Below are 20,946 nucleotides of genomic sequence, written 5' to 3'. Positions count from 1 at the left end.
AAAGTCAGTTTAAATTAATACATTTACCCTAAGAACCAAATCTATTTTATTATGAAAAAATTCATCTTGTTACTCGTCTTTCTATCATTTACCACATGGACCTTTGCACAACAAACCTACACTGTTGGAAATGAAACCTTAGCACTTAAAACTGAGACAGAAGGCACTTTAGACTTACTTTGGAATACCATAAACGAGCAATATCGCTATTTCATAAAAACCAAAAACGGGAAAATTACAGAACTTAACAATACTAAGGATACGGATAATAAATACCAAGAAGAGTACAAATCTGTACTCGAAGACTTAACGTCTATGAATACCTCTAAAGTTAAATTAACAACTTATAGCCTTAAATCGTTTATTGATAAATACAACGGCTCTATAGATTCTAATTACGTTTCAAGCGAACCAAAGTCTAAAGTAAAGCTTAGGCTAGGTATCTTTGGAGGTGTTACTAATAGCCCATTTAACAAAAACCCTAACAACCAAAAAACAGCACTTTTTGGAACAGAACTTGAAGCCGTTTCGGACAATGTAGCTTCTAGGCATGCTGGTTTTTTAAATGTAAGACATACAACGGATAATGATGATTTTAAATATTCTGCTACACAGGTCGCTTTGGGATATCGCTTCCGTTTTATTAGTAAAGCGAGTTTTAATATTTATGCACAAACAAAATTTGCCACTTTTACAAGCTCTAAAATAACATCTACAATTGCAGATCCAAGTGATTCGAACGCTTTTATAACAATTGAAGATACCTCTACAGCTTTCGACGTTCCTTTTATTTTTGGTTTAGGCGCAGATATTAAACTAGGCAAAGGCTATTTAACTTTAGTTTACGATTCTATTATAGCGGCTGCTTTAGACTCTCAAGACAACTTTCCTGTTGACTTTGCCGTTGGGTATAAGTTTAACTTATAGTTCGCTTTTAAAATATCTAATCCCGATTTTACTCCTTATTTTGGGAAGACAATTATACTTCAAAAAGAAGAATGACGGTTTCTGCTATTATGATTAGCATTATAGTTTCTGTTAAGGAAAAATGAGTTTACAAATTAGTGCCATTATATGCTATTGCAAAAGGTTTTTTCTTGGTGCTTTTAGTTTACTGCAATAACAATAGGTAGTTTAAACTCTGTTCTTACTGGCTGGTTACGTTTAATTGCTGGAAAAACTTGAGGTAGCGTATTTAGACTACTTGCTATCATGTTTTTAATTTCAGGAATCTCTAAGACTGTAACTGCGTTTAAATTAATGTGTTTAACTGTAATCTCTCCAAGTTCAGAAATCTGAAACTCTAACACCACAGTATCTTCAATATCTTGAGAAACTACAATTGCTTCATTTTGCAAGCTTGAGGTAATGTGTTGTGATAATGTATTTTCAAAACACGTTTTCTTTTCATTCTTTGTTTCAAAAGTATCGCAGACAGAAAAGGTTGGATAGGTATCTACAGCATTCCAATTAACCATTTTTAATTCTTCATTATAGATCGATTCCGATGTTATTTTTTTTGCATTAAAATACTCGCAAGAAGTTGCGGATATAATTAATAAAAAAACAAATAATTTTTGCATGGCTTTAATTAACACCAATTTAGATTGATATAAAACCGAAAAGTACAATATATTATCTTAAAAATAAAAAAACCAAAAACTTATGCCTTCGGTTTATAGACACTTAGGTTAAACAACAATAATTTACAATAAAAAACATATAGAATGTAGTGCCTAAATTAGTAAGAATATTACCGCTCTTCTTTATGCTCTTCAACTTTTAAAAATGCTTCTTGTTTTAGTTTTAATCTTTCCCTTTTTGCATATTCTACAAACATACTTTCTGGGTTGTTTTTAATGTAAACATTAAACAACTCAATCTTACTTTGCATGTCTTTATAGTAGCTCGATTTTGCGATTACAAGGTAGAATTTAGCAAACTCGTCATCTGGATTTTCTTTGAGCGCCTTTTTAAAATATTTAATTGCTATCTGCGGTTTTTCTAGGCGATTATAGACTGTTGCTAATTTTCTATACTCATTATTTAAAGGCACATCTTGAATTTCAAGTGATTGTTTTATATACTTTTCGGCATTTTTATAATCTTTAACCAATTGGTACAAACCTCCTAATTTGTATAAGTTTTCTGCATTTTTAGGCTGAAAAAGCAGAGCTTGCTTTAGGTTTTCTATTGCCTTTTTGTACTCTAAATCTTTACGATAAGCGAAGCTTAATTTCTCGAAAATAAACTGACTTCTTTCTCCTAATTCTAATAAGTTTTCGAACCAAACAATTGCGTTTGTATAATCTTGTAACAAATACAAGCTTTGTGCTTTTAAACTTGTTAAAGCTGCATTTTTAGGATAACTATTTAAACCCACAGCAACTAAAGTATCAAGCCTTTCGAAGGCTTTACTTTTAAGACTATACTTTGCTAGTTTATAAATTGCTTTTTGGTGTGTTTTATCTAACTTATAAGTTGTATTAAAACTGTTTTGAGCTTCTTCTGTTTGTTTTAAACGCTCTAATACTACTCCTAATTCGTAATGGTAATTTGGATTTGTACTATCTGTTGCTTTTAGATTATTAAATATAGTAACAGCCTCTGTATTCTTTTTTACTTTGCTTAATAGTTTTGCATATTCGTATTGTAATAAGGTGTTCTCTGGTGTGCTTTCTATCGCTTTTTTAAAACTTAGAATAGATTTATCGTAATTACCAATAGCATTGTATGCTCTTGCTAATCTGTACGCGGAATTTTCGGTGTTACTATTTTCAAGTAATGCTATAGCTTTAGAGAAGTTTCCATTTGCCATTAAACTATCTGAAACAGTTAAAACCGAAGTTTGAGCTTCGGTTTTAAAGGTTATTAGGACTAATAGTGCTATTAAAATGTTTCTCATCCTTGGATATTAAATTGTATCGGCAAATTGTATAAAACATTAACAGCTTCTCCTTTTTGCTTCCCTGGTTGTAATTGTGGAATTAAACTGATTACCCTGCGTACCTCTTCTTTTAGTTTTGGGTGCTCTGCTACTACTTTTAGGTCTTCTATATTTCCTTCTTTATTAATTATAAACTTAGAATGTATTTTTACTATTCCAGATAAACCAAGTTTTTTACCAAGATCTAAATCAAAATTTTCACGAACTAATTTATTTATTTTATCACTAAAACATTTTTTTTGTTCTTGGTTTGAAGCAGCCGAATCACAATCTGAGTGTGTTGGTGAGACTTCTAAAATTTCAAAATTAACTAACTCACTTTTATCTTTTTCAACGTCTACTTGAGAATAACTAGGTGCACAAAACAACATCCCTATCATTATTGTAAATAGTGAAAAACATTTTGCTCTTTTTTTATTGTTTAATTTGTTTAACATAATCTTCTTTTTATTAATTAAAATGGTTACTAAAATTTTTATTACTCTAGAACATTAAATCTTATTGGTAAATCGAAAGTTACATTAACTAGCTCTCCATCTTGTTTTCCAGGTTCAACTTGTGGAATAAGTTTAACGACTCTCCTAGCTTCTCTCTCTAATTCTGGATGTGGAGCTCTAGATTTAACATTTGTAATATTTCCTTCTTTATTAATAGTAAACCTTACATATATTTTCTGTTTACCAACTAAACCAAGTGTTTTTCCGAGGCTTAAATTAAAATTCTCTCGAACTATATTATTTATTTTATCACTAAAGCATTTTCTTTGTATATCGTTTGAAACTGAAGTATCACAACCTGGAAAAGCAGGAACTTGACCGATTACTGCGAAAGACATTTGTTTACCAATAATTTCTTCATTATTATTTTGAGTTTTAAACTCTCTTTTCTCATGTCTTAATCCATCAGAAATAATTTGAGTATGATAATAGCTATCATTATTTATTCTAACCACTTGATCATCAATTATTTTTTGTTCTTCAATAGATATATTATCTAAATCGACTACCAACTTCCTAATTTTTCCATCACTAGAAGTATTTTCCCAATCCTTCATTGACTTCTCTGTTTTCTTTTTAGCTAAATAAGTTTCATAATTTTTATCACGGATTTTAGTTAGCATTGTTTGCGACCAAGAAAGCTTAACTGAATCTTCGGATGCTTTTGAACCAAACCTTTCATAACCATTTATTTTAAACGCTTTATGTCTAGCAAATTCATCTAAATTTTCAAGATAATTATTACTATTAAGAATCAAATGATAAGGTTTTGTTTTATCATTCTTTATATTATAAAAATAATCGTCATTACTTAATATTCTAACCTCTTTTAAATACTTTTCTACTAATTCCTCTTCCGATAAACTAGAATTTACTTCTACATTCTGGTTAATTTTCTCATCATTAGAACAAGACGTATAAAACAGCATGCCAATTACCATTGGAAATACTAATAAATACTTTGCTAAATGAATTTGTTTTGATTTTGATTTGCTTAACATAATGATTCGTTTTTTGATTAATGATTGTTTAAAAAATGGATTGATGAATGACACTTTTTTGGTATCGAAAACTTGTGATAACAAGTTTTGATAATAACTAACTTTATTCGTTGACTTCACAGCTTTAGAATCTGCTACAAACTCATGTAAATTGGCTATTCTTTTTTGGTACATATAAACCAATGGATTAAACCAAAAAATAATTTTTAAAATTTCGAAAAATAATAAATCTAAGCTATGTTTTTCTTTAACGTGTTGTAACTCGTGCTCTAAAATGGATTGCCTATCTTCTGTATTAATGTCTCTTCCAAGAAATATATAATTAAAAAAAGAAAAGGCATGTTTACTATTTACTAACTCTACTAAAAAGGCTTTTTCAAACTTAACTTTCGGATTTTTATAAGCCATTACAATTAACTTATAAAATTTAATAGTAAATAATACTAAGGCAATTGCGCAACCTAAGTAGATTAAATAGCTCCAATTAAAAGAAACACTAGATACTGTTCCTGCTGTATTTAGAAGGGCTTCATTAGTAACTGCCGTCGCACTACTTTTTCCTAAAATAACTTCTGGCAAAGTATAAATGTATCTTTCTGGTATTACAGTTTTAAAAGCATCAATCTTTACAAATGGCAACATTATAGACAACACAGCCGAAACCAATAAATAAAACCGATTCCAATTAAAGAAGGTCTCATTCTTTAAAAACAAGTCGTAAACCATTAAAAACAGCAACTGAAACACGATAGTTTGTAAAATATAATGTAGCATAATTTTATTTTTTAGTGTCTTTATCTATTTCCTCTAAAACGGATTCTAATTCGTTTAAATTGATATCGTTTGTTTTCATAAAAAACGAAACCATACTTTTAAAAGAACCTTGAAAATAATTATCGACGAGTTTATTAATAGACTGGTTACTATAGTCTTGCTTTTCTAATAAAGGAAAATAAATATGACCTTTTCCTTTCTTTTCATAATCTACAAAACCTTTGCTCTCTAAGATTCTAACAATAGTAGACACTGTATTATAAGCTGGTTTTGGCTCAGGAAATTCTTCTATAATTTGCTTTACATTGGCTTTTTTTAATTGCCATAGCACTTGCATAATATCTTCTTCGGCTTTTGTAAGTTGTTTCATCTTAAATTGGTGTATTTTTAATTCGGTTATTGCAACATTAAACTAAATACTTAGTTCAAATATAACTATTTTTTTAGTTTAAACTAATTTTTTAGTTACAAATGTAACTTTTAAATATTTTAAGCGTCTTATAACAAAACACTGCTATGGACATATTTTTAACCATTCTTGGTTTCCTTTTTATAATTGTTGGACTTATAGGTAGCTTTCTACCTATATTACCAGGACCTCCTTTAAGTTGGGTTGGATTACTATTACTTTATCTTACAGATGCTATACCTAACAACTGGACTTTTTTAAGCATAACATTAGCCATTGCATTACTCGTTTTTGCTTTAGATTATGTTATCCCGGCAATTGGAGCAAAAAGATTTGGAGGAACAAAAGCAGGAATGATAGGCACTACAATAGGTCTTATTGTTGGTATAATAGCCCCAATTCCTGGAGGTATAATTATAGGTCCTTTTGTAGGCGCCCTTTTAGGAGAACTATCTAACAAAGCAGATTCAAAAACGGCTTTAAAAGCAGCTTTTGGTTCTTTTCTTGGGTTTATTACGGGTACTTTTATAAAATTTATTGTTGCTATAATATACTTTGGCTTATTCATTAAGCTTTTTTGGGATTATAAAAGTGTGATTTTTTAAAAAGAAGAAACCTTGTAATTCCATTAAGAAAATACAAGGTTTGTGTAAATGTGCTATTACCAACTAAATCCTAATTGAATTATGAATTCAGTCACCTATGATTGTTGATAGGGTAAATTTAAGTGATATGTAATTATACAATTACGGTGTTTACCGTAACAATAAGTTTTAAATCTATAAGAAACTTAATAAAACCAATAGGTTTAAGGTTTTAAAGATAATCGTGGATGTTTAAAATTTTAACATACATGTAGGAAAAAACTTTATTTAACTAATAAAACCATAGCCTCGTGCTTTTTCAATTAGTGTTTTCTCATCACCTTCTTCAACTTTAAATATTTCTTTTAGAAGCTTCTTTTTCTTCTCTATACTACTTAAAGACAACTGCATTTCTTTTGCTATGTCTTTATTTTTAATTCCTCTAGAAACTAAATACAAAATACGATGGTTAACTTCGTCTACTTCTAAGTTACTAAATCTCGTTTTCTTAATGATCTGGTTTACTGTTCCGCTATAAAAAGGCGGATTTTTTAATACTGCTTGAAATGCACTAGCTAGTTCTCTTGATGTTAAATCACTTTTAATTAAAAACCCTTCAGGATTAATATTATTTATTATACTATGTATACGATAAGACTCATCGAACATAGTAAGCATAACTATTTTAGATCTTGGAGATTTTTGTCTAACATACATTGCTAAATCTTGACCAGATTTAATTTTACCGTCACTAGATGGTGGCATACTTATATCAAAGAAGTAAACCGTGTAAATCTCTCCTAGTGCAATAGATTTATTTATTAAACTTAAAGATTCGTCACAGTTAGTAGCAAAATCGATGATAAGATTTTGAGACTCTTTTTTAGTTGCTAATAATGTATTTTGATAACCCTCAATAATCATTGGATGATCATCTGTCATTAATATTTTAATGGTTTCTTGTGCCATTTTCAAACTGGTTTCTATGTTAAATTGGGATTTCTATATTTATTGTTGTGCCTTGATTAATTTGAGAGTCAATAATTTGTTTTCCTCCTATAGCACTCACTCTAGATTTAATATTTTTTAAACCTATTCCTTCCTTTTGTTTTGATTTATCGTAACCTACTCCATTATCTATTATCGATAAAGATATTAAATTATCCTCTTGTTTCAAGGTTACATTTATAAGTTTCGCTTTGGCATGTTTATAAATATTCTGAAGTGACTCTTGTACAATTCTATAGATATGAATCTTAGTTATATTCGTTATATCATCCCAATTAATTTTATCAGAAATAGTTGCTTTATAATTAATTTTATAAGCATTACACTGCGTTGTAATAAGGGTATTTAGCATTTCAGAAAAACTTGCCTGGGTAATAAAATCTGTATTTAAATCGTGAGATACTTTTCTAATATCTTGCTCAATTCCCTTTAATTCATCTATATAATTAAACCTATTGTTTATAGCCTCTTCTGTAGTACTATAATTTAAACTATCTAAACTTAAACGCGCTCCAAAAAGTCTTCCTAAAATACCATCGTGTAGTTCTTGACTTATTCTTTTCTTTTCGATTGCTCTAGCTTCGTCCATTTTATCTTGTTGAGATAACATGAGGTTATAAATTTCTTCATTAGCCTCTTGCTGTTGCTGTACAAGTTGTAATTCTTTGTTTTTTTCTCTTTGCGTCTTGATAATATATAGAAGTAATATAGATAGCAAAAGGCCTATAGAGGTAATTAGTAACCATAAATTCTGTCTTGAAATAGCTTCTTTTTCTTGTTTTATAACATCAGTTTCATAATCTATCCTTGCAAACTTGTTTCTTATTGAACGCTCTGCTGTTATTAGACTGTCGTTTAATTTTATATATTCATTTAAAAATAAGTTTGACGAATCCTTCTCAAGTTGAGATTTCACTTTTAAGGTTTGAAAAACAAAGTCGTTCATATTTATATCCTTAGCTATTTTGTATGCTAAGTTTACATATTTTTTAGCCGAATCTTTTTCATTTTCTTTGTTCAAAAATTCTGAATAATAAGCACTAGTAGCCATTATTTCTATTTTATCATCTAATACTTTTGCTAACTGAAACGACTCTTTAAACAATGCATTAATCGTTTCTTTATTATAATTTCCACTTAAAAATTGAGAATATCCTAAATTAGCCGTAATATTCGCATAACGCAAAGAATCGCTGGTCTTTAGGATTTTGTCTTCTAATATTTCATTAAATAATTCTACCGCCTGTTTATAATCTCCTGCTCTTCGATAAATAGAAGCTATATTATTCTTTGAATAAACGCGATAAAAATATTCCTTTGGGTGTCCTTTGATAACATTAAAAGCTAGTTTATGATATTCTAATGCTTTCTCATAATTTTTAAGCTCGCCAGAAATTATACCAATTAAATTATATCTAGACCATTGTAACTCAATATTGTCATCCGTTTTGGGCAGGTCTTCTAATGTTTTTAAAGCACTTACCGCATTAATTTCTGCACCTATGTAGTCTCGTTCGGTATGCTGAATATCACTCATATTAATCAGCACATCTAAATAGCTTTTAGTTTTACCAATAGCCTTAAATTGCTTTACTGCTTTTGAATAATAAAAATACGCGCTATCTAATCTTAGTTCATCATGATAGGCAAAACCTAAAATATAATTTGCATTGGCAGACACTGTAGTATCTCGATTCTTGTCTGCTAATTTTAAAATTTTAAGATTAACCGATTTAAGATTCTCAATATCCCATTCATTCAAATAAACGGAGGATAATGCTTTATAACTTTTAATTAATGTTGAATCATTACCAAAAGAATTAGAATAACTAATGGCCTTATTAGCATAAGCAATGCGCTCATCGGAAGTGAAACTCACATCTTTTGAGCCCTTAATAAAAGCTGAAATAGAATCTAAAGTCCTATTCGATAATTTTTCTTGTCCAAAAGAAAAAAAAACAGAAAAAAATAAAATTAAAAAGATTGAATGTCTCAAGGTTGAGGCTTTGGTTTTATCAAATTTAAACTAAATAAAACAAAAAAAGCAGCCGTAACTATAAAGGACAAAAAAATATTATCCTTCGGTTGGAACGCGCTTTTTAGCTTTAATCTCAATAAATGCTGTCATATCTATATTTGGCTTAGATAATTCGTGGTTTGCTGTTTCAACTGTTGGCTCTGTTTCGTTAGATGGCAAAACTGCAGTTAATAATGAGATAGAGAAGATGGCTACTAATGTTAGTTTAAATAATTTCATATTGATTGTGCTATTAAGGGAATTAATTATGTAGAAAGGGTAGAATTAAAAAAGAGCTTATCCTTCGGTTGGAACGCGCTTTTTAGCTTTAATCTCAATAAAAGCTGTCATATCTATATTTGGCTTAGATAATTCGTGGTTTGTTGTTTCAACTGTTGGCTCGGTTTCGTTAGATGGTAAAACTGCAGTTAATAATGAGATAGAAAAGATGGCTACTAATGTTAGTTTAAAGAATTTCATATTGATTATGTTATTAAGGGAATTAATTATGTAGAAAGGGTAGAATTACAAAAGAGCTTATCCTTCGGTTGGAACACGCTTTTTAGCTTTAATCTCAATAAAAGCTGTCATATCTATATTTGGCTTAGATAATTCGTGGTTTGTTGTTTCAACTGTTGGCTCTGTTTCGTTAGACGGTAAAACTGCAGTTAACAATGAGATAGAAAAGATGGCTACTAATGTTAGTTTAAGGAATTTCATATTGATTATGTTATTAAGGGAATTAATTATGTAGTAAGGGTAGAATTACAAAAGAGCTTATCCTTCGGTTGGAACACGCTTTTTAGCTTTAATCTCAATAAAAGCTGTCATATCTATATTTGGCTTAGATAATTCGTGGTTTGTTGTTTCAACTGTTGGCTCTGTTTCGTTAGACGGTAAAACTGCAGTTAACAATGAGATAGAAAAGATGGCTACTAATGTTAGTTTAAGGAATTTCATATTGATTATGTTATTAAGGGAATTAATTATGTAGTAAGGGTAGAATTACAAAAGAGCTTATCCTTCGGTTGGAACGCGCTTTTTAGCTTTAATCTCAATAAAAGCTGTCATATCTATATTTGGCTTAGATAATTCGTGGTTTGTTGTTTCAACTGTTGGCTCTGTTTCGTTAGATGGCAAAACTGCAGTTAATAATGAGATAGAGAAGATGGCTACTAATGTTAGTTTAAGGAATTTCATAATTATTTATTTTATTGTTGCTATTAATTCAAATATAAAAAAATGGCAAATGATACCATTTTATTAGTACAACAAACAAATAATTAGTAAAATAGACAGAAAGTCTATACAATGGATTTCTTATTGACACATATTACTGTGAAGGGATTCAACAAGAGGCGCTAATATATTATTAACAAGCAGATTAGATCAATATAATCGATTAAATGCATAAATGCAAGGATTAAGTGTGCAATTGTTTATTTTATGATTTAAAACAACGTTAAACTGTAAAAAAAACACTATAAATAAAAAAAACATCCCGATTTTCTTTTCCGTAAACGGAAGAAAAAAGGAAAGCTTCTCATCGGTTTAAGCTATTTACCATATTGATGGACTATTATGCTCATCAAAACAAAACAACTATTTTTTTTGCAAAAAAAGAAAAAATCTTCTAACACTTCCTCTTCTATATTTTGTTTGGTTTTTAAAATTTTTCAGAAATCACTGTTTTATATAAGTGAGCTTACTTAGAACTAGAATCAAAACTCTATAAGCCTACAGGTACTAAAAGACAACCTTTTTCTTTTGAAGTATCATAGCTATGAATTGTTACTATTTTTTTTAAACCTATCAATTATGCTTACATCTATATTAATATTGTCATTTGATTGAGAAGTTGTAAAGGATAATTTTTGTCTCCCTTTGCTACTTAAAGCATGATTAATACTTGTAAAGTTCTTATAAGGATTGTTGTTATCATTTTTGGTGTAATATTTTTGTCTAACGATAATATCATTTACCTTTATTTCATAATAAGAATAGGTTAAAAACGGTTCAACAAAATAAACTAATTCCTCAGTTGGATGGTTACCATTTTTAAGTATTAAATTAATGTACTTCTCATTTCAATTGAATGCTCTTCAAAACTATTTTCATCTTTTAATTTTGAGCATGCAGTAAAAGAGAGCAATAAGAATACTAACCTTAAATTACATTATTCCACTCCATTTAATAAAATTTCTTCTCTAAAAACATCTGTAGCTAATTCTAGTTTATTAGAACCTTTAGGTTTATGGAACATTATATATATTTCCATTTGTTTTTGAGGTACAAGTCCTTTATCTGCTACTAAATATTCTTCTTCTTCAATATTAAATGTTTCTGGGAATACATCTAAATCTTTATTATAAACTATAGACAATGCACTTTTACTGTAGCTTAAAGGATTTTCTTTTTTCTTTTCTAAGGTTACCAATTTGCCATTAGCGTAAAACTTTAACTCGTAATTATTATCTAAAGTTGGTATAGATTTATAGAAGAATGGATACATACGCTTTAAATTTAATTCGTAAAGTAACCTGCTCTTTTTTTCGGCAGTAGCATAAACTGATTGTGCTTCGTCTTGAAAAATAGGTTTATAGAGTTTTAAAAGGTTATCTATATCTCCATCTGCATATAAATTCATGATTTCTTTATATGCTTCAAGCACTTCTTTTTCTATATTTTTTTGTTCTTTCAAATTTTCGGAATCCGACCAATCAATTACTTTTTTGTAAGGTAATTTTGCCTCAAACTCAAAACTAGATTTATAACTCTCTAAACCTATAAATTCTGAAAGCTCATCTTCATTTATTGGAGCTTCGTAACTATAAATTGTTTCTGTATTTCTAAATTTATCAATTGTGCTTATATCTATATCAATGTTATCATTTGATTGAAAAGTTGTTTCCTTTGAAGGATAAGCTATAAAAGATAATTTTTGTTTTCCTTTGCTATTTAAAGCATTATTAATACTTGTAAAATTTTCATAAGGATTATTATTGGTATAATATTTTTGTCGAACAATTATATCATTTACCTTTATTTCATAGTAGGAATAGGTAAAAAAGGGTTCAACAAAATAGACCAACTCTTCCGTTGGATGTTTAATATCTTTAAGTATTGAGTTTATATAGGTGTCTATTTTTTCTTGCAATAGAGATCTAATATTTACGTCATACTTATTCTGTCCACATGACGTAAGGCAAAATAGAGAACACAAAAGCAAAAACACACTTGAAAAGCTTTTATTAAGCATTATCTTATAATTTCTAATTTATTACTGCCTTTTGGTTTGTGTAGAAATAAGTATCTATTCCTTTTGTATTTATAGCTCTGTTCATTTTTTATTATTTCAATACCATAATTTAAAGGAGATCTACCACGATGTTCTGTACTTTTTAAGGTCACAGTTTTGCCATCTTTAGAAAATAACATTTCATAATTATCTAAAGGAAATTTTTCTTGAAAGTCACTATCGAAGGTTACAGTAAAATCTTCAATTCTTGCCTTTAATTCTTCATCATTATTATCGTTATAAAATACTGCCTTGAAATACTCTTTTTCCCTAGTTTCTATTAGCTCAACCCAAGCTTTTTCATCTTGAGTGTTAATAATGGTGGCATAATTTTCATAGAAAGCTAATATTTCTTGTTCCAGGACGTCTTGATCCATATCTGTTAAAACTTGAGAATTACTCCAACCTTCTAATGTATAAGGTACTTCTACATTAAAAGTAATAGTTTCTTCAAAATAAGGGACACTTGTTTTTATATCTACCTTATGCTCTTGTAAAAAATCATAATCGAAAGCTTTATAAGGTTTAAGCTTGTCGCGAGAAAATATTTTTAATCTAAAGCTATCGTCTGGATCTATAGTAGTATAATTTTCGTCTTCTATTTCTCCTAGCGGGAACAGTTTAATAGTGACTTCTTGCAAACCACTTTTTAAAATATCATCATTTATTGGTACCGCATGATTTGATAAACCCACATTTTCGTAATGTTTAAATACCATTATTCCATTAACGTATAACTCGTAATAGCATCCACTTTGGTAGCCTTCTATATAATATTGTGGCATTGATGGGTAGTCTAATTGTTTTTCGTTCTCGTAGAGTTGAGTAATTGGTCTAGTATTTACGTCTTGCTTCTTCTGCCCACATGCTGTAAGACAAAACAGAAAACACAAAACCAAAATTACACTTGAAAAACTTCTACTAAACATTATCTTATAATTTCTAATTTATTGCTGCCTTTTGGTTTGTGAAGAGCTAACCCATGAAATATATATGCTTTTCTCGGTTGTCCATTAGAGTCCCTTTCCTCTATAGAAATTAATGCTGATTTTTTTTTAAATTTTTTACTCTCTAGTTTTACAATTCTTCCGTTTCCATAAAAAACCATATTATAATTTTCTATTGGTAAGACTTCTAAATATTCGGACTGTAAACTTAAGGATAAATCATCTGCAATTCTTTTTGAATCATCCTCGTTAAAATATCTAGAAAAAGCAATTTCTTTCTCTCTGTTGTAGATTTCATTTTCCCAAACTGATTTTTCTTTTTTCGAAACAGTATTTGAAAATTTGTTATAAAAAAGTAACACCTCTTGTTCTAAAACGTCCTGATCTATTTCTGTTAATACTTGAGAGTTACTCCAACCTTCTAAAGTATAAGGAACTTCTGCATTAAAAGTAATGGTTTCTTCAAAATAAGGGACACTTGTTTTTATATCTACCTTATGCTCTTGTAAAAAATCATAATCGAAAGCTTTATATGGTTTTTGCTTATCGCGTGAAAATATTTTTAATCTAAAGCTATCGTCTGGATCAATAGTAGTATAATTTTCACCATCTATTTCTCCTAGCGGAAAAAGTTTAATTGTTATTTTTTGAGGCCCACTTTTCAAAATTTTAGAATTAATTGAAACCGCATGATTGGCCAATCCGACATTTTCATAATGTTTAAATACAAGAAAATCATTAACATATATTTCATAATAACAACCACTTTGGTAGCCCTCAACAAAATATTCCGGTTCAGTATTATAATGTTTAACCTCTGAGTATAAATTTCCTATTTTACTAAAATAATTTTTCATTTTCTTGTTTTTTGTGTTCTGCCCACATGATGTAAGACAAAATAGAAAACACAAAACCAAAATTATACTTGAAAAGCTTTTACAAAACATTATCTTATAATTACATTATTCCACTCCATTTAATAAAATTTCTTCTCTAAAAACATCTGTAGCTAATTCTAGCTTATTAGAACCTTTAGGTTTATGGAACATTATATATATTTCCATTTGTTTTTGAGGTACAAGTCCTTTATCTGCTACTAAATATTCTTCTTCTTCAATATGAAATGTTTCTGGAAACTTATCTAAATCTTTATTATAAACTATAGACAATGCACTTTTACTATAGCTTAACGGGTTTTCTTTTTTCTTTTCTAAGGTTACCAGTTTGCCATTCCCATAAAACTTTAATTCATAATTACTATCTAAGGTTGGTATAGATTTATAGAAAAATGGATACATACGCTTTAAATTTAAACGGTATGTTAACCTATTCTTCTTTTCGGCAGTAGCATAAACTGATTGTGCTTCATCTTGAAAAACAGGTTTGTATAGCTCTAAAAGATTGTCTAAATCTCCATCTGCATACAAATTCATAATTTCCTTATAAGCTTCAATCACTTCTTTTTCTATATTTTTTTGTTCTTTTATATTTTCAGAATCCGACCAATCAATTACTTTTTTGTATGGTAATTTTGCTTCAAATTCAAAACTGGCTTCATAACTTTCTAAACCTATAAATTCTGAAAGATCGTCTTTCCTTTTTGGAGCTATATAGTTATGAATAGATTCTGTTTTTTTAAACTTATCAATAGTTCTAATATCAATTTCAATATTATCGTTAGATTGAAATGTTGCTTCCTTTGAAGGGTAAGCTAAAAAAGATATTTTTTGTTTACCATTGCTATTGAAAGCCGTATTAGGATATGTAAATTTTTCAAAATAAGATTGTGATTTGTTTTCTAAAAAAAATTACTGTTCAACAACAATATCATTTAACCTTATTTCAGAATAGCTATCCGTTAAAAATGGTTCGATATAAAAAACCAACTCTTCCGTTGGATGTTTAATATCTTTAAGTATTGAGTTTATATAGGTATCTATTTTTTCTTGCAATAGAGATCTAATATTTACGTCATGCTTATTCTGCCCACATGATGTAAGACAAAATAGAAAACACAAAACCAAAATTATACTTGAAAAGCTTTTATTAAACATTATCTTATAATTTCTAATTTATTGCTGCCTTTTGGTTTGTGTAGGAATAAGTAAGAACTTGTTTTAATTTTTCTTTGCTTTCCATTATATTCTTTTCTAACTCCATAAGAAAAAGCGGATTTCCCTTTTCTTTCTAAACTTTTTAAGGTCACAATTTTACCATCTTTAGAAAGTAACATCTCATACTTATCTAAAGGAAATTTTTCTTGAAAATCACTGTCGAAGGTTGCAGTAAAATCTTCAATTCTTGCTTTTAATTCTTCATCATTATTATCGTTATAAAATACTGCTTTGAAATACTCTTTTTCCCTAGTCTCCATTAGATCAACCCAAGCTTTTTCGTCTTGAGTATTAATAACAGTGCCAAAATTTTCATAGAAAGCTAATATTTCTTGTTCCAGGACGTCTTGATCCATATCTGTTAAAACTTGAGAGTTACTCCAACCTTCTAATGTATAAGGTACTTCTGCATTAAAAGTTATAGTTTCTTCAAAATAAGGGACACTTGTTTTTATATCTACCTTATGCTCTTGTAAAAAATCATAATCGAAAGCTTTATAAGGTTTTTGCTTATCTCGAGAAAATATTTTTAATCTAAAGCTATCGTCTGGATCTATAGTAGTATAATTTTCGCCATCTATTTCTCCTAATGGAAATAGTTTAATTGTTATTTTTTGAGGCCCACTTTGTAATATGTTTTGATTAATATTAACAGCATGATTTGATAAACCTACATTCTCGTAATGTTTAAACACCATAATACCATTTATATATAACTCGTAATAGCATCCACTTTGGTAGCCTTCTATATAATATTGTGGCATTGATGGGTAGTCTAATTGTTTTGCGTTTTCGTAGAGTTGAGTAATTGGTCTAGTTTTTACGTCTTGCTTATTCTGCCCACATGATGCAAGACAAAATAGAGAACACAACACCAAAATTACACTTGAAAAACTTCTACTAAACATTATCTTATAATTTCTAATTTATTACTGCCTTTTGGTTTGTGTAGGAAAAGAAATCTAGAAGATCTAAGTTTTCCTAACTCATCTTCAATACCAAACGAAAAAGCTGATTTCCCTTTTCTTTCCATACTTTTTAAGGTCACAATTTTACCATCTTGAGAAAATATCATTTCATACTTATCTAAAGGAAATTTTTCTTGAAAGTCACTATCAAATATATTTGTAAAATCTTCAATTCGAGCCTTTAATTCTTCATTACTATTATCATTGTAAAATACTGCTTTAAAATACTCTTTTTCCCTAGTTTCCATTAATTTTACCCAAGTTTCTTCATCTTGTGTATTAATAATAGTGGCGAAATTTTCATAGAAAGCTAATATTTCTTGTTCCAAAACGTCTTGATCCATATCTGTTAAAACTTGAGAATGACTCCAACCTTCTAATGTATAAGGAACCTCTGCATTAAAAGTAATGGTCTCTTCAAAATAAGGAACACTCGTTTTTATATCCACCTTGTGTTCTTGTAAAAAATCGTAATCGAAAGCTTTGTAGGGTTTTTGTTTATCGCGAGAAAACATTTTTAATCTAAAGCTATCGTCTGGATCTATAGTAGTATAATTTTCGCCATCTATTTCTCCTAGCGGAAACAGTTTAATAGTGACTTCTTGTAAACCACTTTTTAAAATATTATCATTTATTGGTACCGCATGATTTGATAAACCCAAATTTTCGTAGTGTTTAAATACCATTATTCCATTAACGTATAACTCGTAATAACAACCACTTTGGTAGCCTTCTATGTAATATTGCGGCATTGCTGGGTAGTCTAATTGTTTTGCGTTTTCGTAGAGTTGAGTTATTGGTCTTATTTTCATAGTATCTGTATTTTTTTTATCTTGACCACAAGCTATACACATTATAGAAAGACTTAGTATGGTCAATATTCTTTTTATTTTATTCATATCATTATTTTTTTGCAAAACTAAACATTTCAAATAAATAGGCTCTACCTAAAGAAGCAGTGACATATCCAAATTTAGGAATATTTTTAGTTTCGCTGCTAGGATTAGAATTATACAAATCTCTATCACTATCAACTACTTTCACAACTACTTTCTGAAAATACTCACCTTTTAAACCATCGAAAAATAAAGTGTCTTCCATAAAAGGCCCTCTAACATTATCGACTCCTAACTTACGTGTAATTCCTGCTGCAGTTTGCAACTTTATTTTACCATGTATTGTTGTTTTAACTATAGGTAAAAATTTCCATTTAGATTTAAACTCTTTTTCCAGTTTACCTTCCGCTTCAATTTCCATACCAACAAGGCCTTCCATTTGTACAATATCACCATTTTTAAAAACATTTTCTCCACCACCTTTTTGTTGCTTAGCATTGTTAGTTAAGCTAAACTCGCGAGTTAGCGTGTTATATTTAATGTTTATATCGAATTTAACAACACCTTCTAATTTGGCTATTAACTCAAATTTTTTAAGTGCTGAAGGTAACTGCTCTGGCGCAAACTTATATTCTGTGTCAATGCCTAGAAAAGGATCTGCTTTTAAATTGTACTCAAAAATAATAGCTATTCGTCCAAAATCTTGCTGTTCTTTGTAAATACCAGCATTCATAGTTATTTTTGGCATTTGAAAACTTAAATCGTACTTATCTTTAAAGTTGTTTAATTGTTTTTGTGCCTTTTCTATTTTTCTAGCCACTTTTGCAAACTTAGCCATACCAGGTGAAACTTTGCCTCTTGTTAGATAAATCATTAATAAATCTAACACTAGGGTTAAAAGTGCTACCTTAAAAATCTGGTAATGCAATATGGCTTTATAAGGTTGAATATCAGCATAATTTATCACTTCTTCTCCATCATAAACGGCATGAAATCCTACGGCAATAATGGTATTCGAATCTTCAACAAAGTCATTGATAATATCTTGTACAACTTTCCAACTCTTCTTTGCTTCTGCATTATTTTTTATTACAAATTCTTCTATAAAAGGTTTTACTTTTTTATTAATCCAATCTACACCTTCACCAATGTATGACATATATGTACCATGCCCTTCTACTAATTTTATATTTTCTCCTTGAAAATATAACCTTTCGGCTTCAACAACATCGTAGTTAAGGTGCATTGCCCATTTTACATCTGGATGAACTAAAAATTTAGGAGTACGCACATAACGACAACTCTGTATTGAGATATCTAAAGGCTCTGGCTTTAATTGGAACGTTAAATACCTTAATAAAAAAGTGGTATTACTATACGAATTATAAGGATAGGCTATTGTAAATTTTAATTGATCTTTTGTTCTAGTTTCATTGCTATAAGGTTGCACATTACCAAAAATATTATTTTTAGTATTTGCTATTTTTTTTATCTTTCCCCAGATAGTATCTTCGTAATCTTTTTTATAATCGTATATTTTTACGCTTGTGGTGTTAAACACGTTATTAGGATGTGTGTCGTGGTCTTTGTGAGAGTATTCGTTTACACATTCATCTACACCAGTAAAATCTTCTCCACCAGATGAAACATCTATAATTATTTCCTTTGTGTTTTTGTTATTTCCAGCAACAAATTGATAATATGGTGTTTTATTATCTGTTAGAGCACCGCTATTACTTTCTTGTAATAAATATTGAGGGTTTGGTTCACCTTGCAGCGTAATTTTTATTTCTGTATACTTACACATTTCATAAGATTGAGAAACCACTGGAGGCTGCTTAACCTTAACTATATTGGTTAAATATTGTGGTTCGTGCTCGTCTGGACTAAAATTTTCTTTGTAATTTACAGTAAAGCTAATCTCGCGTGTGAGTACTTTTCTAGTGTCATGGCTTTTATATACAACGCCAGCCATATCTCTACGCTCTCTATTAGAATTAACAGGCGTGAGCTTAAGCTTCATTTTATATTCTTGTAAAGAATCTTGGTTGTTTTCACCAACAGCATGATTGCTTTTATTTGCCCAACGAAAATCGGCTATAAGCTCGTCTATAATTTCAAGATTATAATATAGCGATGGATTTTCAATTTTATATTGGTCTAACAAAGAAATTACTTTTACATAATTTTCTCCTTCGCTATTAACATCCATACTTTTGTCGCCGCAAAAAATCTCTAAATCTGCAACATAATCGAATACATTATGCAAACAGATATGTAAATCCATAACGTCTCCATAAATTAATTCTCCTTCTACTTGGTCGCAGTTTTCTTTTTTAACGCCTTTAGCGTCTACTTCTGCTTCTTTCATCACTCTTTTTTCTGCAAAAAATGAAGTGATTTCTGGTTCTCCTACAGCTACAATAAAAGCACCTTGCGATAAAAACTCTGCTGAAAAATTAACACCTTCAATCCAGATGCCATGTCCAATTTTATCTGTTTTGTAAACTAGATTACCCAAAAGAATATCGTTTTCAAGTACTCTTTTAGTGTCATTATCTAAATAAGGATTGGTTGCTCTATATTTAAGTCCAACGTAATTTGTAGTTTTTAAGGTGTGTAAACTAAATTTAGTTTCATCAAATCTAGGATTTGGTTTGCCGTCTTTTAAAAACGGTGGGCCATAAGCAGTCCCTTCGTTTAAAGAATTCAAAAACTCGTGTAATTGCAATTTATTTTCAGTGCCCTTAAACTCTAAGAAGTTTCTAGTTCCAAAATCTTTATAATCTTGCGCCACCCAATAGACATTATCTCTAGTAGCCTCTTCATTACTCGCTTTAAATACTTTTAAACTAAAATAAGCCTTTTTGTTTACTTCAATTTCGTAAAAATAGTAGCCACCATAGTTGGTACGAAACATGATACTATCTTCTGGCTTTGGCGTACGTTTGGTACTTGGAACAATTTCTTTTTGATAGGTTCCTCTACTTCTCTTAATTGGAACAATTTCTTTGTCCTCTTCTATGTCATTATTAGGTATTGAGTTTGGCATAGTTTAAGTAATTTGGATTGTATGAGTTGCTTCTTGCTCTGGAGCACCTTGAGGGTTTGCTAATGGGTTTAGTTGTGCGTGCACTTGCTCCTCTGCTTGTTGCATTTGCGAAGCACCAGGTACGGCAACTTGCCCATGAAATGTAATTTCTACACAAGGAGCACCAGCAATGGCACAAATAGCTTTACTATCTTCTGTTAAAATTTTACCCATGTTGCTTAGGGTTACTTTATCGTAAAAACCTTGCCATTGTGTAATGGCTGGTACACATGGTAAAAAACCTCCAGTTGTTGGTTGCAGCTTGCACTGCCCAAATGTTTTTACTAAAAAAGGTTGACCAATATCCATGGTTGTTGCAATCATTTTTTGGCTACCACTTGTTTCGTTTACAAATTCTTTATGAGTACTTACAATTTCTATTTGGTCTGGTGTATTACCAAACTTGCATTTACAAAGTGCTCCTTTACATACTATAGCTACATCACTCATAATTT

Annotated in this window: 22 protein-coding genes; 2 read left to right on the top strand and 20 right to left on the bottom strand. The window is 29.6% G+C overall.

Features of this window, described 5'->3' with window-relative positions; genetic code table 11:
* Window positions 1-51: 51 nt before the first annotated feature.
* Window positions 52-927, top strand: a complete 876-nt coding sequence (locus ASC44_RS10925) for a hypothetical protein (protein ID WP_055447634.1) — start codon at window positions 52-54, stop codon at window positions 925-927.
* Between the two features lie 179 nt (window positions 928-1,106).
* Here the strand turns inward: ASC44_RS10925 and ASC44_RS10920 are convergent, their stop codons facing one another.
* From ASC44_RS10920 to ASC44_RS10900, 5 genes are all read right to left on the bottom strand, one after another.
* Entirely contained in the window at window positions 1,107-1,583 is a 477-nt protein-coding gene (locus ASC44_RS10920) for an energy transducer TonB (RefSeq protein ID WP_055447949.1), read from the bottom strand.
* A 170-nt stretch (window positions 1,584-1,753) separates the two neighbouring features.
* Window positions 1,754-2,905 carry a tetratricopeptide repeat protein gene (locus tag ASC44_RS10915; protein ID WP_055447633.1) on the bottom strand — a complete coding sequence of 384 codons (1,152 nt, stop codon included), beginning with the start codon at window positions 2,903-2,905 and terminating at the stop codon, window positions 1,754-1,756.
* Window positions 2,902-3,384, bottom strand: a complete 483-nt coding sequence (locus ASC44_RS10910; RefSeq protein WP_055447632.1) for an energy transducer TonB — start codon at window positions 3,382-3,384, stop codon at window positions 2,902-2,904. The genes ASC44_RS10915 and ASC44_RS10910 overlap by 4 nt, the downstream gene beginning before the upstream one ends.
* A 41-nt stretch (window positions 3,385-3,425) precedes the next feature.
* Window positions 3,426-5,219: a M56 family metallopeptidase gene (locus ASC44_RS10905; protein ID WP_083476278.1), complete on the bottom strand. Its 1,794-nt coding sequence runs from the start codon at window positions 5,217-5,219 to the stop codon at window positions 3,426-3,428.
* Window positions 5,220-5,223: 4 nt separating this feature from the next.
* Window positions 5,224-5,589: a BlaI/MecI/CopY family transcriptional regulator gene (locus ASC44_RS10900; RefSeq protein WP_055447630.1), complete on the bottom strand. Its 366-nt coding sequence runs from the start codon at window positions 5,587-5,589 to the stop codon at window positions 5,224-5,226.
* A gap of 146 nt (window positions 5,590-5,735) precedes the next feature.
* On the opposite strand from ASC44_RS10900, the gene ASC44_RS10895 reads away from it, so the two are divergent.
* Entirely contained in the window at window positions 5,736-6,233 is a 498-nt protein-coding gene (locus ASC44_RS10895; RefSeq protein WP_055447629.1) for a DUF456 domain-containing protein, read from the top strand.
* Window positions 6,234-6,500: 267 nt separating this feature from the next.
* On the opposite strand, the gene ASC44_RS10890 is transcribed toward ASC44_RS10895, so the two are convergent.
* From ASC44_RS10890 to ASC44_RS10815, 15 genes are all read right to left on the bottom strand, one after another.
* Window positions 6,501-7,181, bottom strand: a complete 681-nt coding sequence (locus ASC44_RS10890; RefSeq protein WP_055447628.1) for a response regulator — start codon at window positions 7,179-7,181, stop codon at window positions 6,501-6,503.
* A 19-nt stretch (window positions 7,182-7,200) separates the two neighbouring features.
* Window positions 7,201-9,216 (bottom strand): tetratricopeptide repeat-containing sensor histidine kinase, encoded by a 2,016-nt coding sequence (locus ASC44_RS10885; RefSeq protein WP_055447627.1) that lies wholly within the window; start codon window positions 9,214-9,216, stop codon window positions 7,201-7,203.
* A gap of 78 nt (window positions 9,217-9,294) precedes the next feature.
* Window positions 9,295-9,477, bottom strand: coding sequence for a hypothetical protein (locus tag ASC44_RS10880; RefSeq protein WP_055447626.1), 183 nt, complete (start codon window positions 9,475-9,477; stop codon window positions 9,295-9,297).
* Window positions 9,478-9,534: 57 nt separating this feature from the next.
* Window positions 9,535-9,717: a hypothetical protein gene (locus tag ASC44_RS10875; RefSeq protein ID WP_055447625.1), complete on the bottom strand. Its 183-nt coding sequence runs from the start codon at window positions 9,715-9,717 to the stop codon at window positions 9,535-9,537.
* Between the two features lie 57 nt (window positions 9,718-9,774).
* Complete coding sequence (locus ASC44_RS10870) at window positions 9,775-9,957, bottom strand: hypothetical protein (protein ID WP_055447624.1); 183 nt, start codon at window positions 9,955-9,957, stop codon at window positions 9,775-9,777.
* Window positions 9,958-10,014: 57 nt separating this feature from the next.
* Window positions 10,015-10,197 carry a hypothetical protein gene (locus ASC44_RS10865; RefSeq protein ID WP_055447624.1) on the bottom strand — a complete coding sequence of 61 codons (183 nt, stop codon included), beginning with the start codon at window positions 10,195-10,197 and terminating at the stop codon, window positions 10,015-10,017.
* A 57-nt stretch (window positions 10,198-10,254) separates the two neighbouring features.
* Window positions 10,255-10,437, bottom strand: a complete 183-nt coding sequence (locus ASC44_RS10860; RefSeq protein ID WP_055447624.1) for a hypothetical protein — start codon at window positions 10,435-10,437, stop codon at window positions 10,255-10,257.
* A gap of 976 nt (window positions 10,438-11,413) precedes the next feature.
* Window positions 11,414-12,394, bottom strand: coding sequence for a hypothetical protein (locus ASC44_RS10855; RefSeq protein ID WP_055447623.1), 981 nt, complete (start codon window positions 12,392-12,394; stop codon window positions 11,414-11,416).
* Window positions 12,395-12,495: 101 nt separating this feature from the next.
* Window positions 12,496-13,464 carry a hypothetical protein gene (locus ASC44_RS10850; protein ID WP_055447622.1) on the bottom strand — a complete coding sequence of 323 codons (969 nt, stop codon included), beginning with the start codon at window positions 13,462-13,464 and terminating at the stop codon, window positions 12,496-12,498.
* The gene (locus ASC44_RS10845) at window positions 13,464-14,339 is read right to left on the bottom strand and encodes a hypothetical protein (protein WP_055447621.1); all 876 of its coding nucleotides are present in this window, start codon (window positions 14,337-14,339) and stop codon (window positions 13,464-13,466) included. The genes ASC44_RS10850 and ASC44_RS10845 overlap by 1 nt, the downstream gene beginning before the upstream one ends.
* A 105-nt stretch (window positions 14,340-14,444) precedes the next feature.
* Window positions 14,445-14,915, bottom strand: coding sequence for a hypothetical protein (locus ASC44_RS10840; RefSeq protein WP_055447620.1), 471 nt, complete (start codon window positions 14,913-14,915; stop codon window positions 14,445-14,447).
* Window positions 14,916-15,535: 620 nt separating this feature from the next.
* Entirely contained in the window at window positions 15,536-16,504 is a 969-nt protein-coding gene (locus ASC44_RS10830; protein ID WP_055447618.1) for a hypothetical protein, read from the bottom strand.
* On the bottom strand, window positions 16,504-17,463 hold the full coding sequence (locus tag ASC44_RS10825; protein WP_152973316.1) for a hypothetical protein: 960 nt from the start codon (window positions 17,461-17,463) through the stop codon (window positions 16,504-16,506). The genes ASC44_RS10830 and ASC44_RS10825 overlap by 1 nt, the downstream gene beginning before the upstream one ends.
* Window positions 17,464-17,467: 4 nt before the next feature.
* On the bottom strand, window positions 17,468-20,452 hold the full coding sequence (locus ASC44_RS10820; RefSeq protein ID WP_055447616.1) for a hypothetical protein: 2,985 nt from the start codon (window positions 20,450-20,452) through the stop codon (window positions 17,468-17,470).
* A gap of 3 nt (window positions 20,453-20,455) precedes the next feature.
* The gene (locus ASC44_RS10815; RefSeq protein WP_055447615.1) at window positions 20,456-20,941 is read right to left on the bottom strand and encodes a DUF4280 domain-containing protein; all 486 of its coding nucleotides are present in this window, start codon (window positions 20,939-20,941) and stop codon (window positions 20,456-20,458) included.
* Window positions 20,942-20,946: the final 5 nt, after the last annotated feature.

This window comes from Lacinutrix mariniflava, assembly GCF_001418015.1.
GTDB lineage: Bacteria > Bacteroidota > Bacteroidia > Flavobacteriales > Flavobacteriaceae > Lacinutrix > Lacinutrix mariniflava.
Note: the sequence above shows the minus strand (reverse complement) of the source record. Positions and strands in the feature narration are given on the sequence as shown.